The sequence below is a fragment of the Imperialibacter sp. genome (assembly GCF_040222815.1).
Taxonomy (GTDB): Bacteria; Bacteroidota; Bacteroidia; order Cytophagales; family Cyclobacteriaceae; genus Imperialibacter.
In genome coordinates, this window is sequence record NZ_JAVKCH010000026.1 from 267,363 (window position 1) to 290,076 (window position 22,714).

Sequence of the window (22,714 nt, forward strand, 5' to 3'; positions counted from 1 at the left end):
ATGAAGAACCTCCTCTGTTTATTCGGCCCCATATTTATTATTCATTGCTGCATTGCCCAGCAGGATGCACTCATGAGCACCTATCAGCTCAATCAGCTATTTATCAATCCTTCGTACGCCGGGGTGAACGATATCACCAGCTTCGATTTGCACTACCGGAGCCAGTGGGGCAACTTAAAAGGAGCCCCGAGAACATTGCTTTTTTCAGGGAATACCTCCTTGGTCGACAACCAGGTAGGGCTTGGCGTAGCAGTATTTCACGACAATATCGGCGTGATCGAAAAGACCGACATTAACCTGGCGCTTGGCTACAAAATCAAACTGGACAGCACTTATAGTGTCTCTTTTGGGCTTCAGGGTGGTGTGAATGCGCTCAACTACAATTTCGGCAAGCTAAATCTCGACGATCCTTCTGACGAGGATTTTGTTTTCAGTGGCCAGTCCTACTCCAAGCCCAATTTTGGTACCGGCATCTTTCTTTCGTCCAAAAATTTTTATCTGGGACTTTCTGCCCCAAGGTTGCTCAAGGTAACCGAAGACCTTGACGGCGGTGGCAACCAGCGATACCGTCGGCAGCTATATGTCTCCAGCGGACTGATCATCGACAAAATACAAGCGGTAAAGCTAAAAGCATGGACGCTCGTGCGCTATAGTGCCGACACTCCCCTCTCCTTTGATCTTGGAGCCAGCGTACTGATGCTGGATGCAGTGTGGGCCGGTCTCTACACAAGGAGCTTTAATACAGTTGGCCTGAATGTTTTCTTTATGGCTGAAGGTGGCATCAGGCTGGGCTATTCAGGAGAACTGGCCACCAACAGTTTGGCTCCGTCAAGCTTCAGCACTCATGAAATTACCCTGGGCTATGACCTAAGTCTGTTCGCTAAGCAGGTGCCGAAGGTGAGGTATTATTAGCCTCAATAAGTCTCGACCACCTTGAAAAGCCTCGTGGGTTGCTCAACTGTACCCCATCGGCTTAGTTAGGTTTATGCCGGACACCTATGCGCCAAAGGCCGAGAATCATGCCCCAAACCAGCCAGACAAAGTTATTAACAAAAAAGCCTGGGATAGCTACCTCCACTCACCAGACATCCTCTCGGAAAATAACCCTGAATTATTCTTTGCCATTCTTATTTATCTTTGTCTGGGCACCAAAAAGAGGCTACACTGGCAATCATCAATCATCCGAAACTCAAACAATGAAAGATCAGGTGAAAGACATCAAATACATCAGGCACGACAGCCTACAAGCCTGGGGGCAGACCTGTCTTGAAAAGCTAGGCGTACCAGACGACGACGCCCATTTTCTATCCGAAAGTCTTATTCAGACCAGCTTATGGGGCATCGATTCTCATGGCATTGCCCGGCTTCCGCATTATTTGGCCCGTTTGCAAGCTGCGTCTATCAAACCTGCGCCAAACATTAAGATAGAAAACGCTGGCCCTTGCATCGCCAATATTGACGGAGACCACGGACTGGGCATTGTAGTTACTGGCAGAGCCACCAAAGAGGCAATAAGACTGGCCAAAAAAAATGGTGTTGGCATTGCCGGCATCAGAGAATCATCACACTGCGGAGCCATTGGGATTTACGGAAGAATGATCGCCAATGAGGGGTTGATTGGTATCGTTTTCACACATACCGATTCCCTCGCCGCACCTCATAGGGGATATCAAAAATTTTTAGGTACTAACCCCATTTGCATCAGCGTGCCCAATGCAGACGGTTCGCCGCTGTGCCTCGACATGGCCACCACCATCATTCCCTACAATGTCGTATTGAATGCCAGAAGGGAAAACGGCAAAATTCCTGAAGGAGTGGCTTTTGACAAAGACGGAGCACCAACGGAAGACCCGCATTCAGTGGCCTCCCTGGCGCCGGTTGGCATGCACAAAGGCTATGCGCTTTCATTTATGATTGATTTACTTTGCGGGCCCCTGAATGGCATGGCATGGGGCCCTAATATATCGAACATGTACCGAGACCTTACCGAAAGAAGACACCTCGGTTCTTTGGTGATAGCCATTGATCCACAGCGCTTTTTCGGTGGCACAACCTTTCCAAGGTCAGCGGCCGAAATGGCCAGGGAAGCCCGTGAGCAGACGCCAAGAGATCCCGGGCAACCAGTACTGGCTCCGGGCGATGATCACTACGCAAACGAAAAGCTTCGTCTTGCGCATGGCATACCCATAGAGCCAGGTTTGTGGGAGCAAATGAATGAGCTGAGCATTAAGTTCGGCGCTGCACTACCCGAAAGCGTGGATGGTGCTGAAAATTAATGTAGGAAGAAGAAATGAACCAGATGGATTGGGGTTTGGCCAAAATGTCTGTATTGCAGCGCAAGAGAGCCGTTTGGGCCTCTACCAAAATTTAGTGACATAGAACCCGCCTGTCGCAAGGGTCTCCCTTGTGGCCATCTTCATCCTGGCGTCCGCCTGCCAGGCTTTCAGTAAAATCCGCTAATGCTCTAACAAGAGCACCAATTGCGTGAATAGCGAGACGCTGTCGCTTGGAAAGTTCAAGCTTGGAGAGTCCAATCGAGACGCTTGAACTGGTGCGGCAAACGCCCAAAGACTACAAAAGTTTCGCAACGACCTCCTGCGGTTGATTCAAGGCGGCATTTGGCAGAACAACAAAGCTTAGCCGCTCAGCCAAACTTTTGTAGTCTATTAACCAGCCCCAGCCCCCTACCTCACCCCCATCTCCTCATACACTATCGTATGAATCGTTGGTCGTACGGCCAGGTCGTAGATAGCCGTGCTGTTTCTGGTGGGGTATACCCTGTTCGACAGGAACACGTACATGAAATCGTACTCAGGGTCAAGCCAAACGAACGTGCCTGTGTAGCCTGAATGCCCAAAGCTGGAAGGCGAAGCCTGGCGGGCAACACTGCTGCTTTTCTTGTTGTATTCAATCAGTGGCTTGTCAAACCCAATGGCCCGGCGGTTGCCCTCTTCGCAAAACTGGCAAACTGAGAATTTTTCGATGGTCTGGGGTGAAATGTAACGCTCGCCGCCATAAGTACCCTCATTCAGGTACATCTGCCACATGGTTGCCAGGTCGTAGGAACGAGCGAAGAGTCCGGCGTGACCAGAAACACCATCAAGCATGGCCGCCCCCTCATCGTGTACCACCCCATGCAACTGCGTCATACGGAAGTAGTTATCGTTCTCGGTAGGAATTATGCGATCCAGGGAATACTTTCTTCCCGCATTGTAACCGAGCGTTGTCCCTCCTATTCTGTCATAAAAATTCGAATTCAGGTATTCCTGAAAGTCAGTGCCAGTCAACGTTTTTACGATATCCGGATACAGGTAGAAGCTCATATCGGAGTACACATAGCCAGGCTCAGGATTAAGCTTCGACTTTTTGATCTTCTTCAATAGTGTTTTTTTGTAGTCCTTGTACTCATACAAATTATCTGTGAGCTTGATCGGATAATCAGCGGAGGGTGTGAGTGACAACGTGTGGCGTTTGTAGCTACTGTCCTTTTTGTAAGCCGACTGATAGAACGGAATCCAAGATTTTAGTCTCGCCTGGTGCGTAAGTATGTCTATAAACTCCAGTTTGGCCTTGTTTGACCACCCGAAGTACGGATAGTAGTCTTTGAGCCTGGCATTCAGGTCAAACTTATCCTCGTCATGAAGCTTCATGATCGCCGCCAGAGCAGCGGTAATCTTTGTCACCGAAGCCAGGTCGTAAATATCTGTTTTCCTCACTTCCAGCAAACTGTCATAAGTATGGAAGCCGTAGGTTTTGTGGAAAAACACTTTGCCCTCCCTTGCCAACATTACCTGTCCACCAGGAAAGGCCTTTTTGTTAATTGCCAGTGTCATAGCACTATCAATGCGGGTCTCCAGGGTCCGGCTATTAATGCCTAACTCTTCCGGCAAGGTAAACTTGAATCGAACGCCTCCCTCCGTTGTCAATCCGTAACCGGCAGGCCACTGATCGTTCACAGTTACCGGCAAGTGCCCCTTGGCACCTATGCCCCCAAAAATGAGTTGTGCGGCCATGTCTTCTGCTATTGCGTGCTCCTGATAGGTCGTAAACACCGCATCAGCTTCTGCAATCCAGTCGAGTTTAGAAAGTGTATAAGGATTTCTCATGGCCCCCACCACGGTTACTTTGCCTTCGACAAGTTCTTTCACAAACGCCTGTACGTCGGCTGACATCCCTTCCCTGTTATTGGCCCTGAGCCCTGAGTGCAAGCCAATGAGCACCATGTTGTAGCTGCTCAGGCTATCTCTCACTGCCTCTATTTGTGCCGGGGTGGCCTCATTGGGCAATATCAGATGAGGCATTTCGGTATAGTCATTCAGTCGTTGCTGGAAAGGAGAAAGGGACTCCACTCCTACGCTAAGGCTTGCCAGCTTCAATGTATCGAGTCGCTTCAGAGGCAACAGATCGTTCTTGTTTTCCAACAGGGTAACAGACTCCTCAAAAAGCCTTCTGTTGAGCAATTCGTCGTTGGGCTGGTGCAGGTCTTCGAAAACGTGCTCAGTGCTCAACGGATTCCAGCGAGTCATTCCTGTCACATATTTGCCCATTAAAATCTTTTTCACACTCTCTGCCAAACGTTGCTCTGTGATCTCTTTCTTCGTCACTGCCGCTTTCAGGTACTCAAAAGCAACATCCACATCCTCAGCGAACTCCAGTGCATCGTTGCCTGCCAGAAAAGCCTTTTTCTCCAGCTCACCTGAAGCATGGTATTTGGTGACGCCTTTCATATTGAGGGCATCTGTGTAAATGATCCCTTTGTAGCCCAGCTTGTTTTTCAGCAAGTCCGTTACCACCGGTTTCGATAGTGTAGTCGGCAAATTAGGTGTATTGTCCAAGGTTGGAGTAGACATGTGGGCCACCATAATGCCCGACACATTGGCCTCAATCAGCTTTCTGAACGGATAGAGCTCCACGCTATCAAGCCGCTGCATATCATGCTTAACAACAGGCAGGTCGTAGTGAGAATCGGTGCCCGTGTCGCCATGCCCCGGAAAATGCTTCGCCGATGCGAGCACTCCCTCACTTTCCAGCCCTTTCACATAAGCCAATCCTCTTTGGGCTACTTCCTCCCTATTCTCTCCAAAAGAGCGGTAATTGATCACCGGATTGTCAGGATTGTTATTCACATCTACTACAGGCGCAAAATTGACCTGCGTCCCTACCCTCTTTAGCTGCCTGGCAATTGCCTGCCCCATTTGTTCTATCAATGTAACGTCTTCAATAGCGCCGAGCGTCATTTGATAGGGGAACGATATGGTGCTGTCCAGCCGCATGCCTACGCCCCACTCCGCATCCATGGCGATGGTTAAGGGAAGCCTGGCTTCGTTCTGTAATTTATTGATCAGATTGATTTGCCTGACCGGCCCACCCTGAAATACGACCAGGCCACCTATGTGCCGCTCTTTAATCAGCCGGATCAACTCCTGCGTATGGGCTTCGTCTCTGTTCGAGTATGCTGCTATCATCAGTAGCTGCCCTATTTTCTCATCAAGTGTCAGGGAGGAATAAACCGAATCTACCCATGCCCTGGCTTTCTCTACCTCGTTGAGTTGCTCAAAGGGCCGGGGAATGGCAGTCTGAGCATAAGCCAAAGTGAAATGACAAAGGACAAGAGAAAAGAAAAAGGTAGCTCGCAGGTAGGTTTTAAACATCATCGATCAGGTTTACTAAAAATACAATTCTACTCAGAAGATAGCCAACAGGCAAAACCCATTAACTAAAGCTTCTTAACGCCCAGCCCGGGCTTGTCGGTCAAACTCATCATACCGTCTTTGATAGTGAAGCCGCCCGACACGACATCTTTGGCCAGATCGAGGCTTCCGTCGAGGTCGATATATTTGGTATGAGGACACGAAAAGGCCACATGCAGCCCGGCAGCAATGCTGATAATGCTTTCGTCGTTGCAACCCCACATCAGGTCAATACCAGCCTGCCTGGCTATGGTAGCAATCTCTCTCGCTGGTTGAATGCCCCCGCATTTCATCAGCTTGATATTGTAGATACCGGCCGCCTTGGGATTGTTGGCCAGGCTGAAAGCATCTGCCGGACCCACCAGTGATTCATCGGCAGCTACCAGGTTCTTTACATAATCTGGAAACTTGCGGTACTCAGCAATGGCCGACTGTTTCAGCGGCTGCTCTATCAGTTCAATGTCAAGGTCCTTTGTGGCACTTACATAAGAGATCGTTTCGTCAAAATTCCATCCCTGGTTGGCGTCGATCCTTATAAGGGCCTTATTCCCAATATACTTGCGAAGGGCAATCGTTCGCTCAATGTCCTCCTCAATAGTCTTGCCCAGCTTGACTTTGAGTATTTTGAATCCGCTTTTTATAAAATCATCCGCTTCCTTGTAGGTCTCTTCAATGCTCATAATGCCAATGGTGACTGATGTAGCCATAGACTTATGATGAACGCCAAGAAACTGTACCAAAGGCACACCAAGTGATTGCGTGAAAAGATCGTGCAGGGCCACATCGAGTGCTACTCTGGATCCCGCACTGGAATCAAAACTGGTATGTATTCCATTGAGCAGTTCGTAAAAGCACGAAACGTCGGAACCTTTCAGAAAGGAGAGATCACTGGAGGTTAAAGTTTTATAACATTCACCGACATCCTCATTCACCACATACTTACTGGGGTTGGCCACGCCCAGACCTACCATACCGTTGTCTGCCACCAGCTCCACAATCACATTCTCAACCGAATCCACGGTTTTATAAGAAATGGAATAGGGCTTGGCCAGTTCCAGGTTTTCCTTGCGGATATTAATTTCCTTTATTCGCATTCTTTCGTTTGATCAACTCTCTGATTGGTCCTAAAATATCGTCTACCCCTCTTTCCACTGGCAAAGCCACTGGAATGCCTAGCTTCTGCTCATACTCCTCTTTGTACCGGAGCGCCTGATCAATAGTCAGGCCTCTTGTGTTGAGGGTCACACCAATAACCTCTTTGCCATACATTTTTATCAGCGCAATGTCCTCCGTGATCGGGGGGATTTTCGCATCAAGATATTCGAAGCCATCGTAGTGAACCCTGGCGGGAGCGTGTTGCAAAATCACACCATCCACATCGCCCGAAAGCAAAAACTCCGAACCACACGGTCCGCTGATATTGCGGAGAGCGGCCTGGCCTTCAATCACCATCAGGTCTGGATTCAGGTCTCTGTCACAGGTAACCAGTGCATTTTCCAGTTCGCCCGACACATAGTCGTTGTAAGTGGAGTCGAGGATAAAGCCGTACTTCCAGCCTTGCATCCACCCCGTTTGTCCTGTGTAAATCATTTCTGAAATCATCCCCTCCTTACGGATGGCTTCCACAATGAATTTGGAAGTAGTGCGCTTTCCAAGCCCGCAGTCCGTGCCCATCACTGCAATTTTTGCCGACTTTACTTTGTATATGTCACCCGTCCAGAACTTCAGGTATTTCCGTTCCCTTGGCTGCCTGATATCGTGTATTGTTACACCTTTTTCCTTTGCAAGCGTAGCCAGCCTTTCGTTGTCGTTGAGAAATGAATGCAAGCCACTTACGACATCCATGCCATTTTCCATTGCTGTCACCACGTCTTCTTCCATTGATTTGGGCAGCTGACCTCCTTTTGGAGCCACGCCCACAACGCAATTTTCTGCCTTTCCGCCTGCGACTAAAAAGTCTTTAACGGTCTTATAAATAGGAATTCCTCTTTCCCTGCCGTCCAGCACGGTACCCGCATCCTGGCCGAAAAACACCGGATCGATGACAGCGAGGATATCATATCTTACAGATCCCCTAATAAGCCCATGGGCGGTTTTGGCAGACTTCGTATCGAAGCTGCCATTGGACAATACGATTGATTTTAATTGCATAGATTGTGAAAAGACAAATAATAAACTCCAAAACACAAAGAAATTCCAAAAATCAAAGCTTAAAAACTCAAATGGCGCATCCGAGGTAGGTCAACCGCATACGGTTTGATTGCTTCGGAAATTGGCGCTTATTTGACATTTGTCTTTTGCTATTTGGAGCTTCCAATCTTCGGTGTAAATTTTACTAAAATTCCACACTCTTCGTTCATAAATTAGAATTTTTCACTGAAGCATTATTTATTCGGGGCATGGTAAGGATAGCTGCTATAAAAACCATATGAAAAGAAAAAGTACAGAGTCGCCTATATACAAGTCGAAGCCCCTTGACTACCTGTGGTTTACATTAATTGCGATGCTTGTGATAAGCCAGTTTTCCTGCTCGCCACAACTTGTGATCAGCAAAAAAATGGTGCTGAAACAAATGGTTAAGAAGTCGCCAGATTTCGCCGATCATTTTACCGGCTTCGCTCTCTACGACCCCGAAACGAAAACCTACCTGGCTGAGCAGAACAGCGACAAATACTTTACCCCTGCCTCCAATACGAAGCTACTCACTTACTACTCAGGCCTGAGGTTGCTTGGTGACTCTATTCCAGCCCTGAAGTATGCCGAAGCCAACGACACGCTTTTCTTTACCGGCACCGGCGATCCTACCTTCCTGCACCCCGACTTCGAGTATCAACCGGCCTTTGAGCTGCTTGCAGACACCACTAAGGCCTTGATATGGCAACCAGAAAACTACAAGGACCCTGTTTTCGGCCCAGGCTGGTCGTGGGACGACTACCTGTATTATTATCAGCCAGAAAGGGCAGGGTTGCCAATGTATGGCAATTTCATCCGGTTCAGCATGCTTCCGGGAGATACCATGCCAAAGGTAAATCCGCCATTCTTCCAACAGTTTGTGGAAGCGAGACCTTTCGAAAAGCAGAGAACGCTGGTAGAAAGAGACCTTAGCTATAACTCTTACCTGTTTTTTACACCTGAAAAACTGGACACAGTGGAAAGAGACGTGCCTTTCAAATACTCCTTTTCACTTGGGAGAGAGTTGCTGCAAGACACGTTAAAGAAGCCGGTCATCTTTGGTTACAAGCCGGATAGTTTGCCATGGAAAACGCTGAGAGGCTATCCTTCGCAAAAAGTGTATCAGGCCATGCTTTGGCCAAGCGACAACTTTATTGCGGAACAGATTCTGGTGATGTGCTCTTCGGGTTTTGGAGATACGCTCAGTGGCAACAATGCGCTGTGGTTTGTAAAGAACAAATACCTCAGCAATTTGCCGGATGCACCTATCTGGCATGATGGCTCGGGGCTATCGAGATATAATATGTTTACACCACGGAGCCTGGTGGCCTTACTGGAGGAAACTTCTACGCTAGTTGAACAAAAGGACTTATTCAGGACGCTGGCTATTGGTGGCCAGGCTGGCACCATACGTCGATGGTATGCCGGTGAAACAGAACCCTACGTTTTTGCCAAAACAGGCACCTTAAGCGGCGTGCACTCACTCAGCGGGTTTATAAAAACCAACTCAGGAAAAGTGCTCATCTTCAGCTTTATGCACAACAATTACCCAGGGTTCACCAACCCCATCAGGGAACAGATGCAGGAGGTGCTGGAGTTTATAAGGGACAGGTATTGAAAAGATTTGGAATTTCTGATTTGAGATGTATTGAACCATAATCTCAAATCAGAAATCTCAAATCAAAATCTTCGTGGTTATTCAGTCTCGTATTCTTCCAAAATACCACCGGTAAGGCGCATTAGTTCTACTTCCGATTCTACCAGGTTATACTTGGTCTGAAGTTCACTCAGCGCTGACCGCAAATAGTTCAGTTGTAAGTCACGGAAGTCGAAAGAGCTGATCGTTCCATTCCGATAACGATCCTCACCCAGGGTCAAATTAAACTCAGCAGTTTGTCTGTTTTCAATGGCAATCTGGTACAGCCGTGCCCGCAAGCGATAAAACTCCAGTGTATTGATCAGACTGTTTTTCAAGCTTTGCTTCAGTTCGTCGACCCTGATGGCAGCAATTTGCTCATTGACCCTGGCATTCTCAATTTGCCTGCGAATTCTTCCTCCATTGAATATGGTAAAGCTGAGCGTAAAGTTTGCGTTGTAGCTGGTGTTGCCCGATTTAATTCCAGCCTCGCCGACATTCCCATTTAGGAAAGTGGCCTTAGTCAGGTTCTGAACCTGGTTATTGTCAGACCCGCCCAAACTCATGGTCACGCTAGGATACATCGCAGACCTGGCAATGCCAATGTCTCTTTTGAAAATCTCCTGATTGATGTACTGATTCTTTAGGTTGCTGTTGTTCGCCACCATTCTTGCATACAGCTCATCCAGCGTAAATGGCTGGATTTGCACCGTCAGTGAATCAGTCAAATCGTAACTCGTTTCGACGTCAATACCCAGCAGCAGATTCAGGTTTCTTAAGGCGTTCTGCACATTATAGAGTTGGGTGATATAATTGGATGAGTCGGTCAGATAGGCGCTTTTGTCCTGAAGAATATCAAATGTAACGGCGCTTCCCAGTTCTCCCTTGAGTTTGCTATAGTTGTATTTGTCCTTAGACAGCTGAAGGCTACGCTCGAAAATACTCAATTGTTCTTCCTGAAGACGGACTGTATAATAGGCCTCTACAATTCCCTGAATACTGTTTTCTATCACAATGGTCGCATTCCCCACACTTTGCTGCTGTAAAAATTCCAGCCTTTCCTTAGTGATTTGAACATTAAAGCCATTGAAAAGTGTCCAGTTAAGTGATAATGAAGGCTGTAGGTTTCTCGATTGAATGGCTCCCTGCACAAAGGAGGTTGGGTTATTGATTTCAGTTCTGCTAAATCCCTGTGAAAGGTTGAAAGTTAGCGAGGGGTACAACCCTGCCTGTCCCCAGGAGTTGTTACGGGTGGCAATATCAATGTTCTGCTTTTCAATCTTTATTGAGAAGTTATTGTCCAGGCCGGTGGCAATCGCCTCCGAAAGCGATAGCTCGGTTATTTTTGGTTCTTCTGTCTGGGCATATGAGTTCAGGATGACCAAGGCCATCCCGAACGTTAAGAGTATTTTCTTCATTACAATTGTTAGATCAATGATTAGTTAAGGGCGTAGCCCTTTTTCATTTCTTTCACCGCCGGCTCTACCTCTTCCTTGTTTGGCTTCTCTCCACCGAATAGCAACCACTTGGAGTACACCCTGATATCGTTCATCACCATGAGAAACACCGGGAAGAAGAAAAGGATAAACAGCGTTCCCAGTGCTACACCATAAGCAATAGAAATGGCCATTGGAATCAGGAACTGGGCCTGGAAGCTCGTCTCAAGAATGATAGGGTAAAGCCCCGCTACGGTTGTCGCCGATGTAAGAACGATAGGTCTGAATCTACTAACACCAGCATCAATCACTGCATCGTGCATATTCATACCTTCTTTGAGGTTACGGTTGAATTGATCCACCATCACCACAGCATCGTTGATAATTACACCCGACAATGCCAGCATGCCATAGGCGCTCAGAATAGAAACCGTTTTGTCTTCAATCCAGTGACCAAATATGGCACAAATAAAGCCGAGTGGTATGAGCGAGAAAATCATGAACGGTTGCAGATAAGATCGGGTAGTTAGCATAAGCAACAAGAGAGTGGCTATCAAACACAACCCAAAGATTACCGCTCCCGAATCAAGTTCTCTCGATGCACGACGCTGTTGACCTTCGAAAGAGTATTCCAGTGAGGGATGCCTTGCCATGATGGGTGGCATAATATCAGCTGTAATCTTTTCTATCAGCGGTGGCATCGAGGTGTTGTTATTGGCCAAATCGGCCTCTACCCTCACCTCCCGCTTTCCGTTGAAGCGGTTGATACTCAACACCCCTCTCTCCACTTCATAGGTGGCAAGCTGTGACAGCGGATACTCAGAACCATTAGCAGCTCTGATCTTCATCGATTCAAGCTGACTGACGTTTACCCGATCCTCTTCCGGGTAGCGCACCCATACTCTCACCTCGTCGGTGCCTATAATCAGTCGTTGCACTTCTTCGCCAAAGAAGCCCTGACGTATCTGCTGCGTAATATCCTGATGATTCAAGCCCATGAAATAAGCCAATGGCTTTAGTTCAAGCTTTATTTCCCGCTGACCTATCGCAGAATTGTCGGTAATATCCTTTAGCAGATCAATCCTTCTCAGGCTTTCCTTGAGCTCGGTTTTTGCCTCCTCTATTTCGTCAATATACTTGCCTTTCAGCGCTATGGAAACAGGCTTGCCCCATCGCTGGGCAGCTCCTACTGTAAAGTTCTCAGCCTCCGGGATAGGGCCAATTTTTGTCCTAATTCGGTTAGCAACCTCAAACGCTGAAATGTTTTTACCTTCCAGGTCTTCAAAATTAACCCCTACATATCCCACATGGCTGCCGCTACTCGTTCTGCTTGCGCCGCTGCCAATTATGATGTCCACTGACGAGAAAAACGGTTCGGTTAAGCCCGCCTCCTGCTTCATTTCTTCATGCACTTCCCATACCTGATCCTGAAATCTTCTCAGGTAGTCTTCGGTAATGTTTTCTCGGGTACCTGGTTTGAGCATAAGATCCACCTGCAGATCGTCAAAGGGAGTTCTCGGAAAAAACTCGAACCTTATCAAACCGCCTTGTGACATCCCCACTACCATCATCACAAACACCAATGGCCCCATCATTGCAATCCAACGCCATTGAACCAAAAACTTAATGGAATTTCCGTACAGCCTGAAACGAACAAAGTCAATACCTTTCTCCATTGTTGTCCTGAACCGGTCATACAATGTGTCCGGCTTTCTCTTTGACAAAATGGCTTTGGAGGCCAGGTGAGAAGGCAGGATTAAGAAAGCTTCTACCAGCGAAAAGCCAAGGCAGGCAATTACCACCACCGCCATTTCGTAACTGAACCCACCATTATCCAGGAAAATCAGCGTTACGAAAGCCAACATAGTCGTGGCCACCGAGGTAAACACTGAAGGCATCATTTCCAACGTGCCATCTACCGCCGCCTGTTCGGGCGTCTTTCCTTTTTCAAAATGGGTATATATGTTTTCGGAGATAACAATACCGTCGTCCACGAGTATCCCAACTACCAGAAGCATTCCAAATAGTGACAGCATGTTAATAGTGATGCCGGCAATGCTGCCAACTACAAACATGGCCAGAAAAGAAATCGGGATGCCTGCAGCCACCCAAAACGAAAGTCTCAATGACAGGAATAACCCTAGCGTGATCATCACCAAAACGAGGCCAAGAACAAAGTTGCTCGTCAATAGGTCTATTCGTTGCTCAAGTATTGAGTAGAAATCAAAGTTTGTGAACAAAGTTACACCCTGATTCTGGGCGTTGAAATCTGCCACGTACTTATCCAGATACTCAGAAATAGCGAGAAGATCCTCTTCAGGCAACTTACTTACCGAGATATTGACAGCCCTCACATTATTGCTGTAATACTTGTTAGGGATGTCAGCAAAACCTAGCGTAACAGTACCAATGTCTTTGAGCAGCACCCGGGTGCCATCGGCATTAGCCTTCAAAACGATATTCCCAATCACTTCCGGGTCATAGTCTTTGGCATTGGCCCGTATCCTTATTTCCTCTTCAGAGGTTTTGATGGTACCGCCCGACACGTCACGGTTGTTTACACGAACCGCATTGGCTACTTGCGTAAACGTGATGCCATAGCGAGAAAGGTTCTCCTCCGGCACCTCAATTGATATTTCCAGGTCAGGAAAACCAGAGACTCTTACCTGTGTAATCAGCCCCGACTTAAGAAGGTCGTCCTCAATTTTTTCCGCAATTATTTTAAGTTCCCTTAATGGCACATCGCCTTTGAGGCCCAGGAAAGAGGCCATGCTGGTGGACTGCTGTTTGAAAACCGTGGGCTTTTCAGCACCTACCGGAAAGGAATTGATTCTGTCAACTGCGTTTTTTACTTCGGTGAGAACTTCGTCAAGTTCATAGTTGGTTGATGTTTCAATGGTGATGGACGCCGAGTTCTCGCTCGACACGGATCTCACCTCCACAATACCAACGATTCCCTTGAGGGCCTCCTCTATTTTAATCGTAATACCTTCCTCCATTTCCTCAGGAGCCGCACCAGGATAGGCGACCGACACAGTAATCATGTTCGGCGTTCTCTCAGGGAAAAAAGACTTCTTCATGGTCAGGAAGCTGGCCAACCCCAGAAGAAATACTGCAAACAGTATTACATTAGCCCAAATTGGATACCTAATAAAGAATGATAAAATTGCTCTCATATCCTCTGGATTATTTAATGATTTCCACTTTCATTTTCTCAAATGCATTCAGCGGAGCTTCGGTCACTAGCGAATCTCCTTCCTTCAGTCCGGTAATCAGATAAGTATTTTGATTGTTTTTGATCACTGAAACACTTCTGCTACCCAATTGTCCATTGTTATACACAAAGACTTCTCCTTTGTTTCTCACCACCCCTCTTGGTACCTCTATGGCGTTATCAACCATTTTCCCCGGAATCACAACCTTCAAATACAGCCCGTCATACAATGCCTGTTTCTGGTTGTTTTCCACCGACACATACACATGGAATGTCTGTGTAGTAGGATCGATATAGTCTGTCATTCTGATCACTCTTCCTGTAAGTGAGTTCGACTCATCTTCACCCTTGATCACCTTCACCCGCTTGCCAAGCTCTACAAACTGAATGTCCTTGGCTTCAATGGGCACTTTAATTTCGAAGGCGTCAGTGCGGAGGATTCGACCGATGTTGGATCCTGGGTTTACATAAGTGCCGGGCTCTATATTAACTACGGAAATACTGCCGTTGTAAGGAGCAATCATATGGTATTTTCTCAAGTTCTCTTCAAGTCCCCGAATAGAATAGAATTCACTCAAAATATTCTTGGTGGCCAAAAAAGTCTTCTCCTTGACGTCTGTTATTTCAGGAAGCTCAGGAAGCGGACTATCTGTTTTTATGTTCGCAAAGTAGGTTTGCCATGCCGGAAAGCTGCTGGCGTAGTCCACTTTAAGGTCAGGCAAAATAGAGGCGATGAGGTTAAGGAAGCTACTTTTTCTCGCCTGGAGATTCAGCCTTGTTTCCACGTCATTTACCCTCACAAGCAGTTGACCTTTCTTAAAGTTCTGCCCTTCTTTCAGTGGCACGTCCCCCATTATCAACCTTCCGCCAACTTCGGCCAACAAATCGATGGGCTGTGAAGAACCTACCCTGCCATAGGCTTCGACTTCCGTTTCAACGTTCTGGAAAGCCACTTCTCTCACTTTCACATAGTTGACAACCTCGGGGGCTTCTTTTTCAGGGGGTAGTTCCTTTTTTGCTGCCAGAAAGCTGTAAAGGCCAATGGAGCCAGTCACCATTAACACGACAACCAGAAACGCAATGAGTTTTCTTCTTAAAGACATAGAAATTTATAGGTCAAAATGATTTTACTTACTTATGTGAAGGCCTTCTAATGCCAAACAATGGATTCAATCTTTACAATAGGCTCTATTCTCAAATAAACCCGCTCAGAGTGGGCTTTGTTTTCTGCTGTGGATTAATGAAAGCAATACGCCGGCAGGCTGTAGCGCACTGTCTATCGGACGCAAAAAGCTTGCAAAGGTTGTTCAAAATACGGATAATTTTCCGGGTTTCGGACGATTGGCTAAATTATCGGGAAGTTCTACCAAATTTCATAGAAGAGTGGAAGCTGCCAGCGGAACTACCGGCTAATTGGTAACTACAACTGTTGATATAACCTCTGCAAATAACTAAATTGAACGAGGCTCAAAGGCATCGACCCACTGTCAAACTTTCGAATAATGGATGACCAAGAGAAAATTCTGACGCTTCACCCCCAGGGTAAAAAGGGTGTCAATATTATGAAACATAAATATGACGTGATTTATGCTTTCATAGCAAAGAAGTTGAAAGACGGAAAACCCAGGACGTTCGAAAGTCTTTCAGATCAGGCAGTGAAGGAGTTAACAGACTCATTCGATGGAAAAGTGTTGTGGTATTTCGTTACCGTTAAGCTTGATATGGAGGCCAGAGGAATTATTGAACGAGTTCCTAAGACCAGCCCCCATCAGATTCAGCTAAAAAGCTAACATTATATCTTCCCAAACCTTTCAAATGCCTTCCGCTCCAATGCCTCCCTGTGATCGGGATGGGCTATATCGATCAGTAAACGAGCCCTTTGATGCAGTGTTTTTCCGTACAGGTAGGCCACTCCCCATTCGGTAACTATATAATGAACATGGGCTCTGGTCGTTACCACCCCGGCTCCTTCTTTCAGAAATGGCACAATCTTACTTTCACCTCTCCCGGTCACCGATGGCAACGCTATTATTGGCTTTCCTCCTTTTGAATAGGATGCTCCCCTGATAAAATCCATTTGCCCACCTACCCCGGAGTAATGTAGGGTGCCAATGGAGTCGGCGCAAACCTGACCAGTGATATCAATCTCGATGGCCGAGTTGATTGATGTTACCTTGGGGTTGCGACGGATTGTAGCAACATCGTTAACAAAAGCGACATCGTAAAGATTGACCGAGGGGTTGTTGTCGATAAAATCATAGGTAAGCTTGCTGCCCATTACAAAGGTCGACACAATCTTGCCTCTGTTAATGGCCTTCATACTACCGTCGATCACACCCGATTCTACCAGTGGCACCACGCCATCGGAAAACATTTCGGTGTGAATGCCCAGGTGCTTGTGGTTGGTAAGCTGAGAAAGCACTGCGTTGGGAATGGCGCCAATGCCCATTTGAAGCGTTGCACCATCTTCTACCATGCCTGCGATGTGCTGACCAATCTTTTTCTCGACCTCACTAATAGGAGGCGAAGGCACTTCATGTATTGGCACTTTTCCCTCTACCAAATAGTGAAATTTGCTCACGGGCAGGCAGCTATCTCCAAAAGTGCGTGGCATTAGTGGATTCACCTGCGCAATCACAACCTTGGCCGTTTCGATAGCCGCCAGGGTGGCATCAACAGACACGCCGAGCGAACAATAGCCGTGTTTGTCAGGTGGGGTAACGGAAACGAGCGCCACATCAATCGGGAGAATTTTCTCTCTGAAAAGTCTTGGGATCTCACTTAAAAATATCGGTATGTAGTCGGCCCTGTGCTCCTGCGTGGCTTTGCGCACATTGGCACCCACAAAAAGTGAATGAACGTGAAAGCTGTTGGCATATTCAGGCTTCGCATAGTCAGCCGCCCCCTCGGTGTGCAGATGCATAATTTCCACATTTCTTAGCTCGGGCGCTTTCGCCACCAGGGCGTCTATCAGTATCTTGGGTGCCGCAGCCACACTATGAATAAAAACCCGGTCATTAGACTTTACAACCTTCAGCGCTTCCTCGGCACTCACAACTTTCCTTTCCATGATTGAGATGATTTATGTTGGCACAAAAGTATTACCCATTACAAAACGTCAGGATGATTTCACTCCCAAAGTATACTGATTATTATCATGCAGTTATAATTCACCTTTGAGTCTTATATTCGCAACATCAACTGAAAAGCATGCAATACGATATTACGATCATTGGTGGAGGGATTGTGGGACTGGCCACCGCTTACCAACTAAAAAAGAAACGACCCGGACTTAAGGTTTTGCTCATTGAAAAAGAGCCCAGGCTGGCAGCTCACCAAACCGGCAACAATAGTGGGGTTATCCATTCCGGCTTATATTATAAGCCAGGGAGCCTGAAAGCGACAAATTGCATCAATGGCTACAACATGCTGCTTGACTTTTGCAACGAACAAGGAATTGAGTACGACCTTTGTGGTAAAATTGTCGTAGCCACGTCGAAAGAAGAATTACCGCTCCTGAATAACCTTTTTGAAAGAGGCATTCAAAATGGTCTGGTGAAAAACGAACGGCTTACTGCCGAGCAATTAAAAGAAAAGGAGCCTTATGTAAATGGCATTGAAGGGATTTGGGTGCCTTACACCGGCATTATCAGCTACAAAGAAGTATCGGCCAAGCTAGCTGAAGTGATAAGAAAGGATGATGGTCAGATTCATATAAGCGAAGCTGTAAGGGAAATCAGAAAGGAAGCCGGAGGTTGTACGGTAGTCACTAATAAGGACACCTACCAAACGAAACTGGTGGTAAACTGCGCCGGTCTCTATTCCGACAAAATCGCCCGGATGACTGGCCAGGAAGTCAATATCAAGATTGTGCCATTCCGAGGTGAGTACTACAAAATAAAAGAAGAAAGAAAGTACCTGGTCAAGAACCTGATTTACCCGGTGCCGGATCCCAATTTCCCATTCCTGGGTGTACACTTTACCAGAATGGTGGGTGGCGAAGTGGAAGCTGGCCCCAATGCGGTGCTGGCCTTCAGAAGAGAAGGCTACAGCAAGTCGAAAATCAACCTTTTTGAGCTGGCGGAAACACTGGCCTGGCCAGGATTTCAGAAAGTGGCCTGGAAATACTGGAAAACAGGCTTTGGCGAAATGTACCGGTCGTTCAGCAAAACTGCGTTCACCACTGCTCTGCAAAAGCTCCTCCCTGATTTGAAAGAGTCGGATCTTGAACCAGGCGGAGCGGGTGTGCGTGCTCAGGCCTGCGATCGAAACGGTGGCCTGTTAGACGACTTCCTGATTTTGGAAAACGACATAGCCGTGAATGTTTGCAATGCGCCCAGCCCGGCGGCCACCTCCAGCCTTTCGATAGGAGAAACAGTATCGAATATCGTACTCAAAAGATTTTGAGCACAGCGGTAAGAAGTGCGAGGGTTGAAGGATACCCTTTTACTTTTCACTATTAACCGATAACTTTCTTCCATGTCCAGATACGCTCGCCATTTATCACTGAAAGAAATAGGCCCTGCAGGCCAGCAAAAGATTGCTGAAGCCAGGGTGCTGGTGATTGGTGCGGGTGGATTGGGCTGTCCCGTGCTGCAATATCTTTCAGCAGCTGGCGTAGGCCGCATAGGCATTGTTGACAACGACGTCGTTTCCATCAGCAACCTGCAACGCCAGGTAGTATTCAGAGAAAGCGACGTGGGCAAAAATAAGGCTGAAGCCGCCAAAAGCCACCTAATGGCGCTCAACTCCACCATCGACCTTGTAGCTTACCAGGAGAAAATCACCTCCGCCAATGCACTGGATATTGTCGCCGGGTTTGATCTTGTGATCGACTGCACCGACAACTTCCCTACCCGCTATCTCGTGAACGATGTATGCCTTTTGGCAGACAAGCCATACATCTACGGTGCCATTCATCGATTTGAAGGTCAGGTGGCCGTGTTCAACCTCACAAAAGAAAGTGCTAACTACAGAGACCTCTACCCTACTCCTCCGGCGGCTGGCTCGGTACCCACTTGTGAAGAGGAGGGCGTACTTGGCGTGCTTCCAGGGCTTATCGGAACCATGCAGGCCATAGAAGCACTTAAAATCATTACCCAGTCTGGCGAAGTGCTGGACAGCGCCTTAGTAATGCTTGGGGCATGGGACAACACCCGGCAGCGAATGGTGATAAAGCCAAAGGGTACCAGAGCAAAAGTGAGCAAGCTTATTGATTATGAGGCATTTTGCGGTATTAAGAACTACCATGAAGATATGAAAGAAATAACCGTTCAGGAGCTCGACTCGTGGAAGAAAAACGGCGTCAGCTTTCAGTTGATCGATGTTAGAGAGGCCCACGAATATGAGACTGTGAACATGGGTGGAGAACTGATGCCCATGAGCGAGCTGCAGGAATACCTGGACTTGATTGACAAAGACCGCCAGGTGGTAGTTCATTGCCACCATGGAGGGCGCAGTGCCTCGGTTATTCAAGCGCTGCAATCACGGTACGGGTTCGACAACCTTTACAACCTCATCGGAGGCATTCATGCCTGGGCTGAAGAGATTGACCCGACCTTGCCTACGTACTAAGTGCGCTTTGCTTTTAACGAAATGGATGAATTGGTCATAATACTTGTTATCTTGCCTAAGGTAACCAAGTAGCATACTTTGTTTATAATGAAAACTCTGACAATAGAACTTCCTGATACCGTTGACGTTGATGACAAGGATGCCAGAATGTATCTTGCGGCACGGCTGTATGAAAAAGGAAAGTTGACTCTCGGCCAAGCCGCCGATATTGTGGGCTATTCCAAAGAAACCTTCATGGAACTACTTGGAGAGTATGGGGTCTCATTTTTCAATTACCCATCAGAAGAACTTGAAGATGACCTGAAAAATGCAGAAGGTCACAGTAGTTGATACAAGTTGTCTTATCCCGCTTACAAAAATTGAACAACTAGCCCTTCTCTACGAGTTGTTTGGAGCAATCACCATCACTCCAGCTATAGCTGATGAATATGGCCACCCTTTGCCTAAATGGGTGCAAGTAGTCAACCCAAAAGAAGATTCGCTAAAAATATTTAAAGCATTCCTTGACGCAGGTGAAGCATCAGCCATTGCACTTGTCATGGAAAGCCCCTCTTCTCTGCTAATTATCGACGAACTCAAAGGCAGACAAGTATCGAAAGAAATAGGCATCAAATTTACAGAGTCAGTTGGCGTGCTAAAACTGGCCGGAAAAAAAGGGCTTATTTCAAACATGACTGAAGTCATCAAAAAAATTAAAAAAACTGATTTCAGAGTATCTGATGACCTATTAAAATCACTGCTAACCTAAATACCATTTTTAATATGTCCATAGAAGTAGTCTGCTACAACATCACTTCAGTGCTCAACGCCATCGAAGGTGGTGCCAGTCGCATAGAGTTATGTGATAGTCCCGGCGATGGAGGCACAACGCCTTCGGCTGGAATGATCCTGGCTGCAAAAGAAAAGGCACGAATACCAGTGTTCGTCATGATCAGGCCAAGAGGTGGTGACTTCCTCTATTCTGATGAGGAATTTGAGGTCATGAAAAAAGACATTGAATGGGCTAAAAAACTAGGTGCAGACGGTGTGGTTTTTGGCATCCTGAAAGCCAATGGGGAAATAGATACTGAAAGAAACAAGGCGCTTGTGCAGCTTGCAAGGCCACTGAAAGTCACCTGCCATCGGGCATTCGACATGACCATTGACCCCTACGAAGCGCTCGAAGCTTGCATTGAAGCTGGCTTTGACAGAATACTCACCTCCGGGCAGCAAGCCAATGTTTACAATGGTAGGCAGCTACTGGCCAAGCTTATCAAAAAGGCGAGCGACCGAATCATCATCATGCCTGGCGCTGGTATCAGCGAAGAAAATGTGGCCGATCTGGTGAAAACCACTGGAGCGAAAGAAATCCATATTTCAGGGAGGAGTTTTGTGGACAGTCTCATGGCATTCAGAAACCCCGCCGTGTCTATGGGAGACGACCCGAGAGAGTACCAGAAGCTGGTGGTAAGTGCGGAAAGAGTGAAAAAAATCCGACTGCTAGTAGAAGGCGTCAAAAAATAAAAAAGGCTGTCTCAAAAGCCTTGATTGGTTTGTTGAGACAGCCGCACTATGGTTGTTTTACCTCTCCCAAAAGAACGGCGGCTGAATACCGAGCGACCGAAGATACACATAGCCCTGCCCCCTGTGGTGAATCTCGTTGTCGATGAAATAGAAAAGGTTGGACACCACTGTTCCCTCATACTGCCCAAAAAGCTTGATTTGCTCCTGAAACCTTTCTGCCGGAAGCTGCTTCCAGTAGGAGTTAATTTGCTCTGTAGACTCATCCCATGCCTTCAGTACATTTTCTTTCTTTCCTTCAAACTCCATCTCTTCATTAAAGGGCGTTGTTTTGCCAGTAACAATTTCCTTCAGACCTGGCACCGCAATGGCGAGCATCTCACTGACGAGTTTCGAAAATGGTCGCATGCCACCAATGGAATGCTCAAAAAACTCCTTTTCAGGAAAAGCTTCTATTACCCGGCGGGTCAGGCTTCTATGTCCCTGCCAGTGTTTGAGCAACTGCTCTGGTGAAATTACTCCGGCTTCAATCTGAGTGTTTAGCTGATTCATGATGTGTGATTTTAGGTTTAAAATTTCTTTGATGAAGCCAAGCTAAAGCCAGTCACTGACAACTGTCTGTCAGTGGTTTTTTTCGTATGAAAAAATTTTCCTGAATTAGTAAATCAGCGAAACGGGTAGTCAACTTTTCTATTTGATAATCCTCCTAGAAATCTTAGCTTCAACCCTATGAAACAATACCTGCTAGCCGAGTGCAACTGGAAAGATATTAAGGATCGGAAAATCGATTTGGCCATTTTACCCTGGGGCGCCACCGAAGCCCACAACTACCACATGCCTTATGGCACCGACGTGTACGAAGCCGATAGCATCGCCGCCGAGGCAGGCCGTATCGCCTGGGAAGCTGGGGCAAAACTAACAGTGCTCCCCACAATCCCTTTTGGAGTAAACACTGGCCAAACAGACATCAAGCTCGACATTAACCTTTACCCAAGCACTCAGCTGGCTATTCTCAACGATATCATTGAGGTGCTCAACCGGCAAGGCATTTACAAGCTGCTAATCGTGAACAGCCATGGCGGCAACGACTTCAAAACCATGCTGCGAGAGCTGGGTGTCCGGTACCCAAAAATGCTGCTCAGCACCTGTAACTGGTTTCAGTCGATGGATAAGAAGCAGTACTTTGAAGAGGCTGGCGACCATGCTGACGAAATGGAAACCTGCCTCATTATGCACCTGAGACCCGAGCTGGTACTGCCGCTCGACCAGGCCGGAGATGGCAAAGACAAAAAGCCACGGATTCAGGGGTTCAAAGAAGGCTGGGCCTGGAAAGAAAGAGAGTGGTCAAAAGTATCGGCCGATACGGGCATAGGCAATCCAAAAAAATCAACAGCGGAAAAAGGTGCCCGCTTTTTCAAAGATGTCACCGAGAAGCTGGGGAAATTAATGTTAGATCTCTCTCAAATCGATAGGGAGAATTTTTATGAATGAC

The 22,714-nt window shown here is 47.1% G+C and carries 18 protein-coding genes; 10 read left to right on the plus strand and 8 right to left on the minus strand.

Going from position 1 to position 22,714, the window contains the following annotated elements; translation table 11 throughout:
* Both RIF36_RS14880 and RIF36_RS14885 read left to right on the plus strand, forming a co-directional pair.
* Positions 1–912, plus strand: coding sequence for a PorP/SprF family type IX secretion system membrane protein (locus RIF36_RS14880; RefSeq protein WP_350127320.1), 912 nt, complete (start codon positions 1–3; stop codon positions 910–912).
* A gap of 284 nt (positions 913–1,196) precedes the next feature.
* Positions 1,197–2,276 (plus strand): Ldh family oxidoreductase, encoded by a 1,080-nt coding sequence (locus RIF36_RS14885; protein WP_350127317.1) that lies wholly within the window; start codon positions 1,197–1,199, stop codon positions 2,274–2,276.
* Positions 2,277–2,684: 408 nt separating this feature from the next.
* Here the strand turns inward: RIF36_RS14885 and RIF36_RS14890 are convergent, their stop codons facing one another.
* From RIF36_RS14890 to RIF36_RS14900, 3 genes are all read right to left on the minus strand, one after another.
* Positions 2,685–5,654 carry a serine hydrolase domain-containing protein gene (locus RIF36_RS14890; protein ID WP_350127314.1) on the minus strand — a complete coding sequence of 990 codons (2,970 nt, stop codon included), beginning with the start codon at positions 5,652–5,654 and terminating at the stop codon, positions 2,685–2,687.
* Between the two features lie 62 nt (positions 5,655–5,716).
* Positions 5,717–6,784 (minus strand): mandelate racemase/muconate lactonizing enzyme family protein, encoded by a 1,068-nt coding sequence (locus RIF36_RS14895; protein ID WP_350127311.1) that lies wholly within the window; start codon positions 6,782–6,784, stop codon positions 5,717–5,719.
* Positions 6,765–7,841, minus strand: a complete 1,077-nt coding sequence (locus tag RIF36_RS14900; protein WP_350127308.1) for an N-acetyltransferase DgcN family protein — start codon at positions 7,839–7,841, stop codon at positions 6,765–6,767. The genes RIF36_RS14895 and RIF36_RS14900 overlap by 20 nt, the downstream gene beginning before the upstream one ends.
* Positions 7,842–8,118: 277 nt before the next feature.
* Between RIF36_RS14900 and RIF36_RS14905 the strand changes: the two genes are divergently transcribed.
* Positions 8,119–9,480, plus strand: coding sequence for a D-alanyl-D-alanine carboxypeptidase (locus RIF36_RS14905; protein ID WP_350127306.1), 1,362 nt, complete (start codon positions 8,119–8,121; stop codon positions 9,478–9,480).
* 77 nt (positions 9,481–9,557) lie between these two features.
* On the opposite strand, the gene RIF36_RS14910 is transcribed toward RIF36_RS14905, so the two are convergent.
* Genes RIF36_RS14910 through RIF36_RS14920 form a run of 3 tightly spaced genes read right to left on the minus strand, consistent with a single transcriptional unit; the run spans position 9,558 to position 15,251 of the window.
* Entirely contained in the window at positions 9,558–10,916 is a 1,359-nt protein-coding gene (locus RIF36_RS14910) for a TolC family protein (protein WP_350127303.1), read from the minus strand.
* Between the two features lie 20 nt (positions 10,917–10,936).
* Positions 10,937–14,110: an efflux RND transporter permease subunit gene (locus tag RIF36_RS14915; RefSeq protein ID WP_350127300.1), complete on the minus strand. Its 3,174-nt coding sequence runs from the start codon at positions 14,108–14,110 to the stop codon at positions 10,937–10,939.
* 10 nt (positions 14,111–14,120) lie between these two features.
* Complete coding sequence (locus tag RIF36_RS14920) at positions 14,121–15,251, minus strand: efflux RND transporter periplasmic adaptor subunit (RefSeq protein WP_151997002.1); 1,131 nt, start codon at positions 15,249–15,251, stop codon at positions 14,121–14,123.
* Positions 15,252–15,650: 399 nt separating this feature from the next.
* On the opposite strand from RIF36_RS14920, the gene RIF36_RS14925 reads away from it, so the two are divergent.
* On the plus strand, positions 15,651–15,938 hold the full coding sequence (locus RIF36_RS14925; RefSeq protein ID WP_350069448.1) for a DUF6958 family protein: 288 nt from the start codon (positions 15,651–15,653) through the stop codon (positions 15,936–15,938).
* A gap of 2 nt (positions 15,939–15,940) precedes the next feature.
* Here the strand turns inward: RIF36_RS14925 and RIF36_RS14930 are convergent, their stop codons facing one another.
* Positions 15,941–17,218 (minus strand): acetyl-CoA hydrolase/transferase family protein, encoded by a 1,278-nt coding sequence (locus RIF36_RS14930; RefSeq protein WP_350069445.1) that lies wholly within the window; start codon positions 17,216–17,218, stop codon positions 15,941–15,943.
* A gap of 140 nt (positions 17,219–17,358) precedes the next feature.
* Between RIF36_RS14930 and lhgD the strand changes: the two genes are divergently transcribed.
* The 5 genes from lhgD to RIF36_RS14955 all read left to right on the plus strand — a co-directional run bounded on the left by lhgD (position 17,359) and on the right by RIF36_RS14955 (position 21,225).
* On the plus strand, positions 17,359–18,555 hold the full coding sequence (gene lhgD, locus RIF36_RS14935; RefSeq protein ID WP_502880857.1) for an L-2-hydroxyglutarate dehydrogenase: 1,197 nt from the start codon (positions 17,359–17,361) through the stop codon (positions 18,553–18,555).
* A 72-nt stretch (positions 18,556–18,627) separates the two neighbouring features.
* Positions 18,628–19,722: a ThiF family adenylyltransferase gene (locus RIF36_RS14940; RefSeq protein WP_350069442.1), complete on the plus strand. Its 1,095-nt coding sequence runs from the start codon at positions 18,628–18,630 to the stop codon at positions 19,720–19,722.
* Positions 19,723–19,809: 87 nt separating this feature from the next.
* Positions 19,810–20,052 carry a UPF0175 family protein gene (locus RIF36_RS14945; RefSeq protein ID WP_350069439.1) on the plus strand — a complete coding sequence of 81 codons (243 nt, stop codon included), beginning with the start codon at positions 19,810–19,812 and terminating at the stop codon, positions 20,050–20,052.
* On the plus strand, positions 20,030–20,470 hold the full coding sequence (locus RIF36_RS14950) for a PIN domain-containing protein (protein WP_350069436.1): 441 nt from the start codon (positions 20,030–20,032) through the stop codon (positions 20,468–20,470). The genes RIF36_RS14945 and RIF36_RS14950 overlap by 23 nt, the downstream gene beginning before the upstream one ends.
* A 14-nt stretch (positions 20,471–20,484) precedes the next feature.
* On the plus strand, positions 20,485–21,225 hold the full coding sequence (locus tag RIF36_RS14955; RefSeq protein WP_350069434.1) for a copper homeostasis protein CutC: 741 nt from the start codon (positions 20,485–20,487) through the stop codon (positions 21,223–21,225).
* A 57-nt stretch (positions 21,226–21,282) separates the two neighbouring features.
* Here RIF36_RS14955 and RIF36_RS14960 read toward each other — a convergent pair whose 3' ends face one another.
* Positions 21,283–21,774, minus strand: a complete 492-nt coding sequence (locus RIF36_RS14960) for a DinB family protein (RefSeq protein WP_350069431.1) — start codon at positions 21,772–21,774, stop codon at positions 21,283–21,285.
* 177 nt (positions 21,775–21,951) lie between these two features.
* Here RIF36_RS14960 and RIF36_RS14965 point away from each other — a divergent pair, with 177 nt between their 5' ends.
* Positions 21,952–22,713 carry a creatininase family protein gene (locus RIF36_RS14965; RefSeq protein WP_350069429.1) on the plus strand — a complete coding sequence of 254 codons (762 nt, stop codon included), beginning with the start codon at positions 21,952–21,954 and terminating at the stop codon, positions 22,711–22,713.
* The last annotated feature ends 1 nt before the right edge of the window (position 22,714 follow it).

Bases quoted from the DNA above. Each gene is read 5' to 3' on its own strand.
- RIF36_RS14880 (WP_350127320.1), top strand. From the start codon at position 1: ATGAAGAACCTCCTCTGTTTATTCGGCCCCATATTTATTATTCATTGC.
- RIF36_RS14885 (WP_350127317.1), top strand. From the start codon at position 1,197: ATGAAAGATCAGGTGAAAGACATCAAATACATCAGGCACGACAGCCTA.
- RIF36_RS14890 (WP_350127314.1), bottom strand. From the start codon at position 5,654: ATGATGTTTAAAACCTACCTGCGAGCTACCTTTTTCTTTTCTCTTGTC.
- RIF36_RS14895 (WP_350127311.1), bottom strand. From the start codon at position 6,784: ATGCGAATAAAGGAAATTAATATCCGCAAGGAAAACCTGGAACTGGCC.
- RIF36_RS14900 (WP_350127308.1), bottom strand. From the start codon at position 7,841: ATGCAATTAAAATCAATCGTATTGTCCAATGGCAGCTTCGATACGAAG.
- RIF36_RS14905 (WP_350127306.1), top strand. From the start codon at position 8,119: ATGAAAAGAAAAAGTACAGAGTCGCCTATATACAAGTCGAAGCCCCTT.
- RIF36_RS14910 (WP_350127303.1), bottom strand. From the start codon at position 10,916: ATGAAGAAAATACTCTTAACGTTCGGGATGGCCTTGGTCATCCTGAAC.
- RIF36_RS14915 (WP_350127300.1), bottom strand. From the start codon at position 14,110: ATGAGAGCAATTTTATCATTCTTTATTAGGTATCCAATTTGGGCTAAT.
- RIF36_RS14920 (WP_151997002.1), bottom strand. From the start codon at position 15,251: ATGTCTTTAAGAAGAAAACTCATTGCGTTTCTGGTTGTCGTGTTAATG.
- RIF36_RS14925 (WP_350069448.1), top strand. From the start codon at position 15,651: ATGGATGACCAAGAGAAAATTCTGACGCTTCACCCCCAGGGTAAAAAG.
- RIF36_RS14930 (WP_350069445.1), bottom strand. From the start codon at position 17,218: ATGGAAAGGAAAGTTGTGAGTGCCGAGGAAGCGCTGAAGGTTGTAAAG.
- lhgD (WP_502880857.1), top strand. From the start codon at position 17,359: ATGCAATACGATATTACGATCATTGGTGGAGGGATTGTGGGACTGGCC.
- RIF36_RS14940 (WP_350069442.1), top strand. From the start codon at position 18,628: ATGTCCAGATACGCTCGCCATTTATCACTGAAAGAAATAGGCCCTGCA.
- RIF36_RS14945 (WP_350069439.1), top strand. From the start codon at position 19,810: ATGAAAACTCTGACAATAGAACTTCCTGATACCGTTGACGTTGATGAC.
- RIF36_RS14950 (WP_350069436.1), top strand. From the start codon at position 20,030: ATGCAGAAGGTCACAGTAGTTGATACAAGTTGTCTTATCCCGCTTACA.
- RIF36_RS14955 (WP_350069434.1), top strand. From the start codon at position 20,485: ATGTCCATAGAAGTAGTCTGCTACAACATCACTTCAGTGCTCAACGCC.
- RIF36_RS14960 (WP_350069431.1), bottom strand. From the start codon at position 21,774: ATGAATCAGCTAAACACTCAGATTGAAGCCGGAGTAATTTCACCAGAG.
- RIF36_RS14965 (WP_350069429.1), top strand. From the start codon at position 21,952: ATGAAACAATACCTGCTAGCCGAGTGCAACTGGAAAGATATTAAGGAT.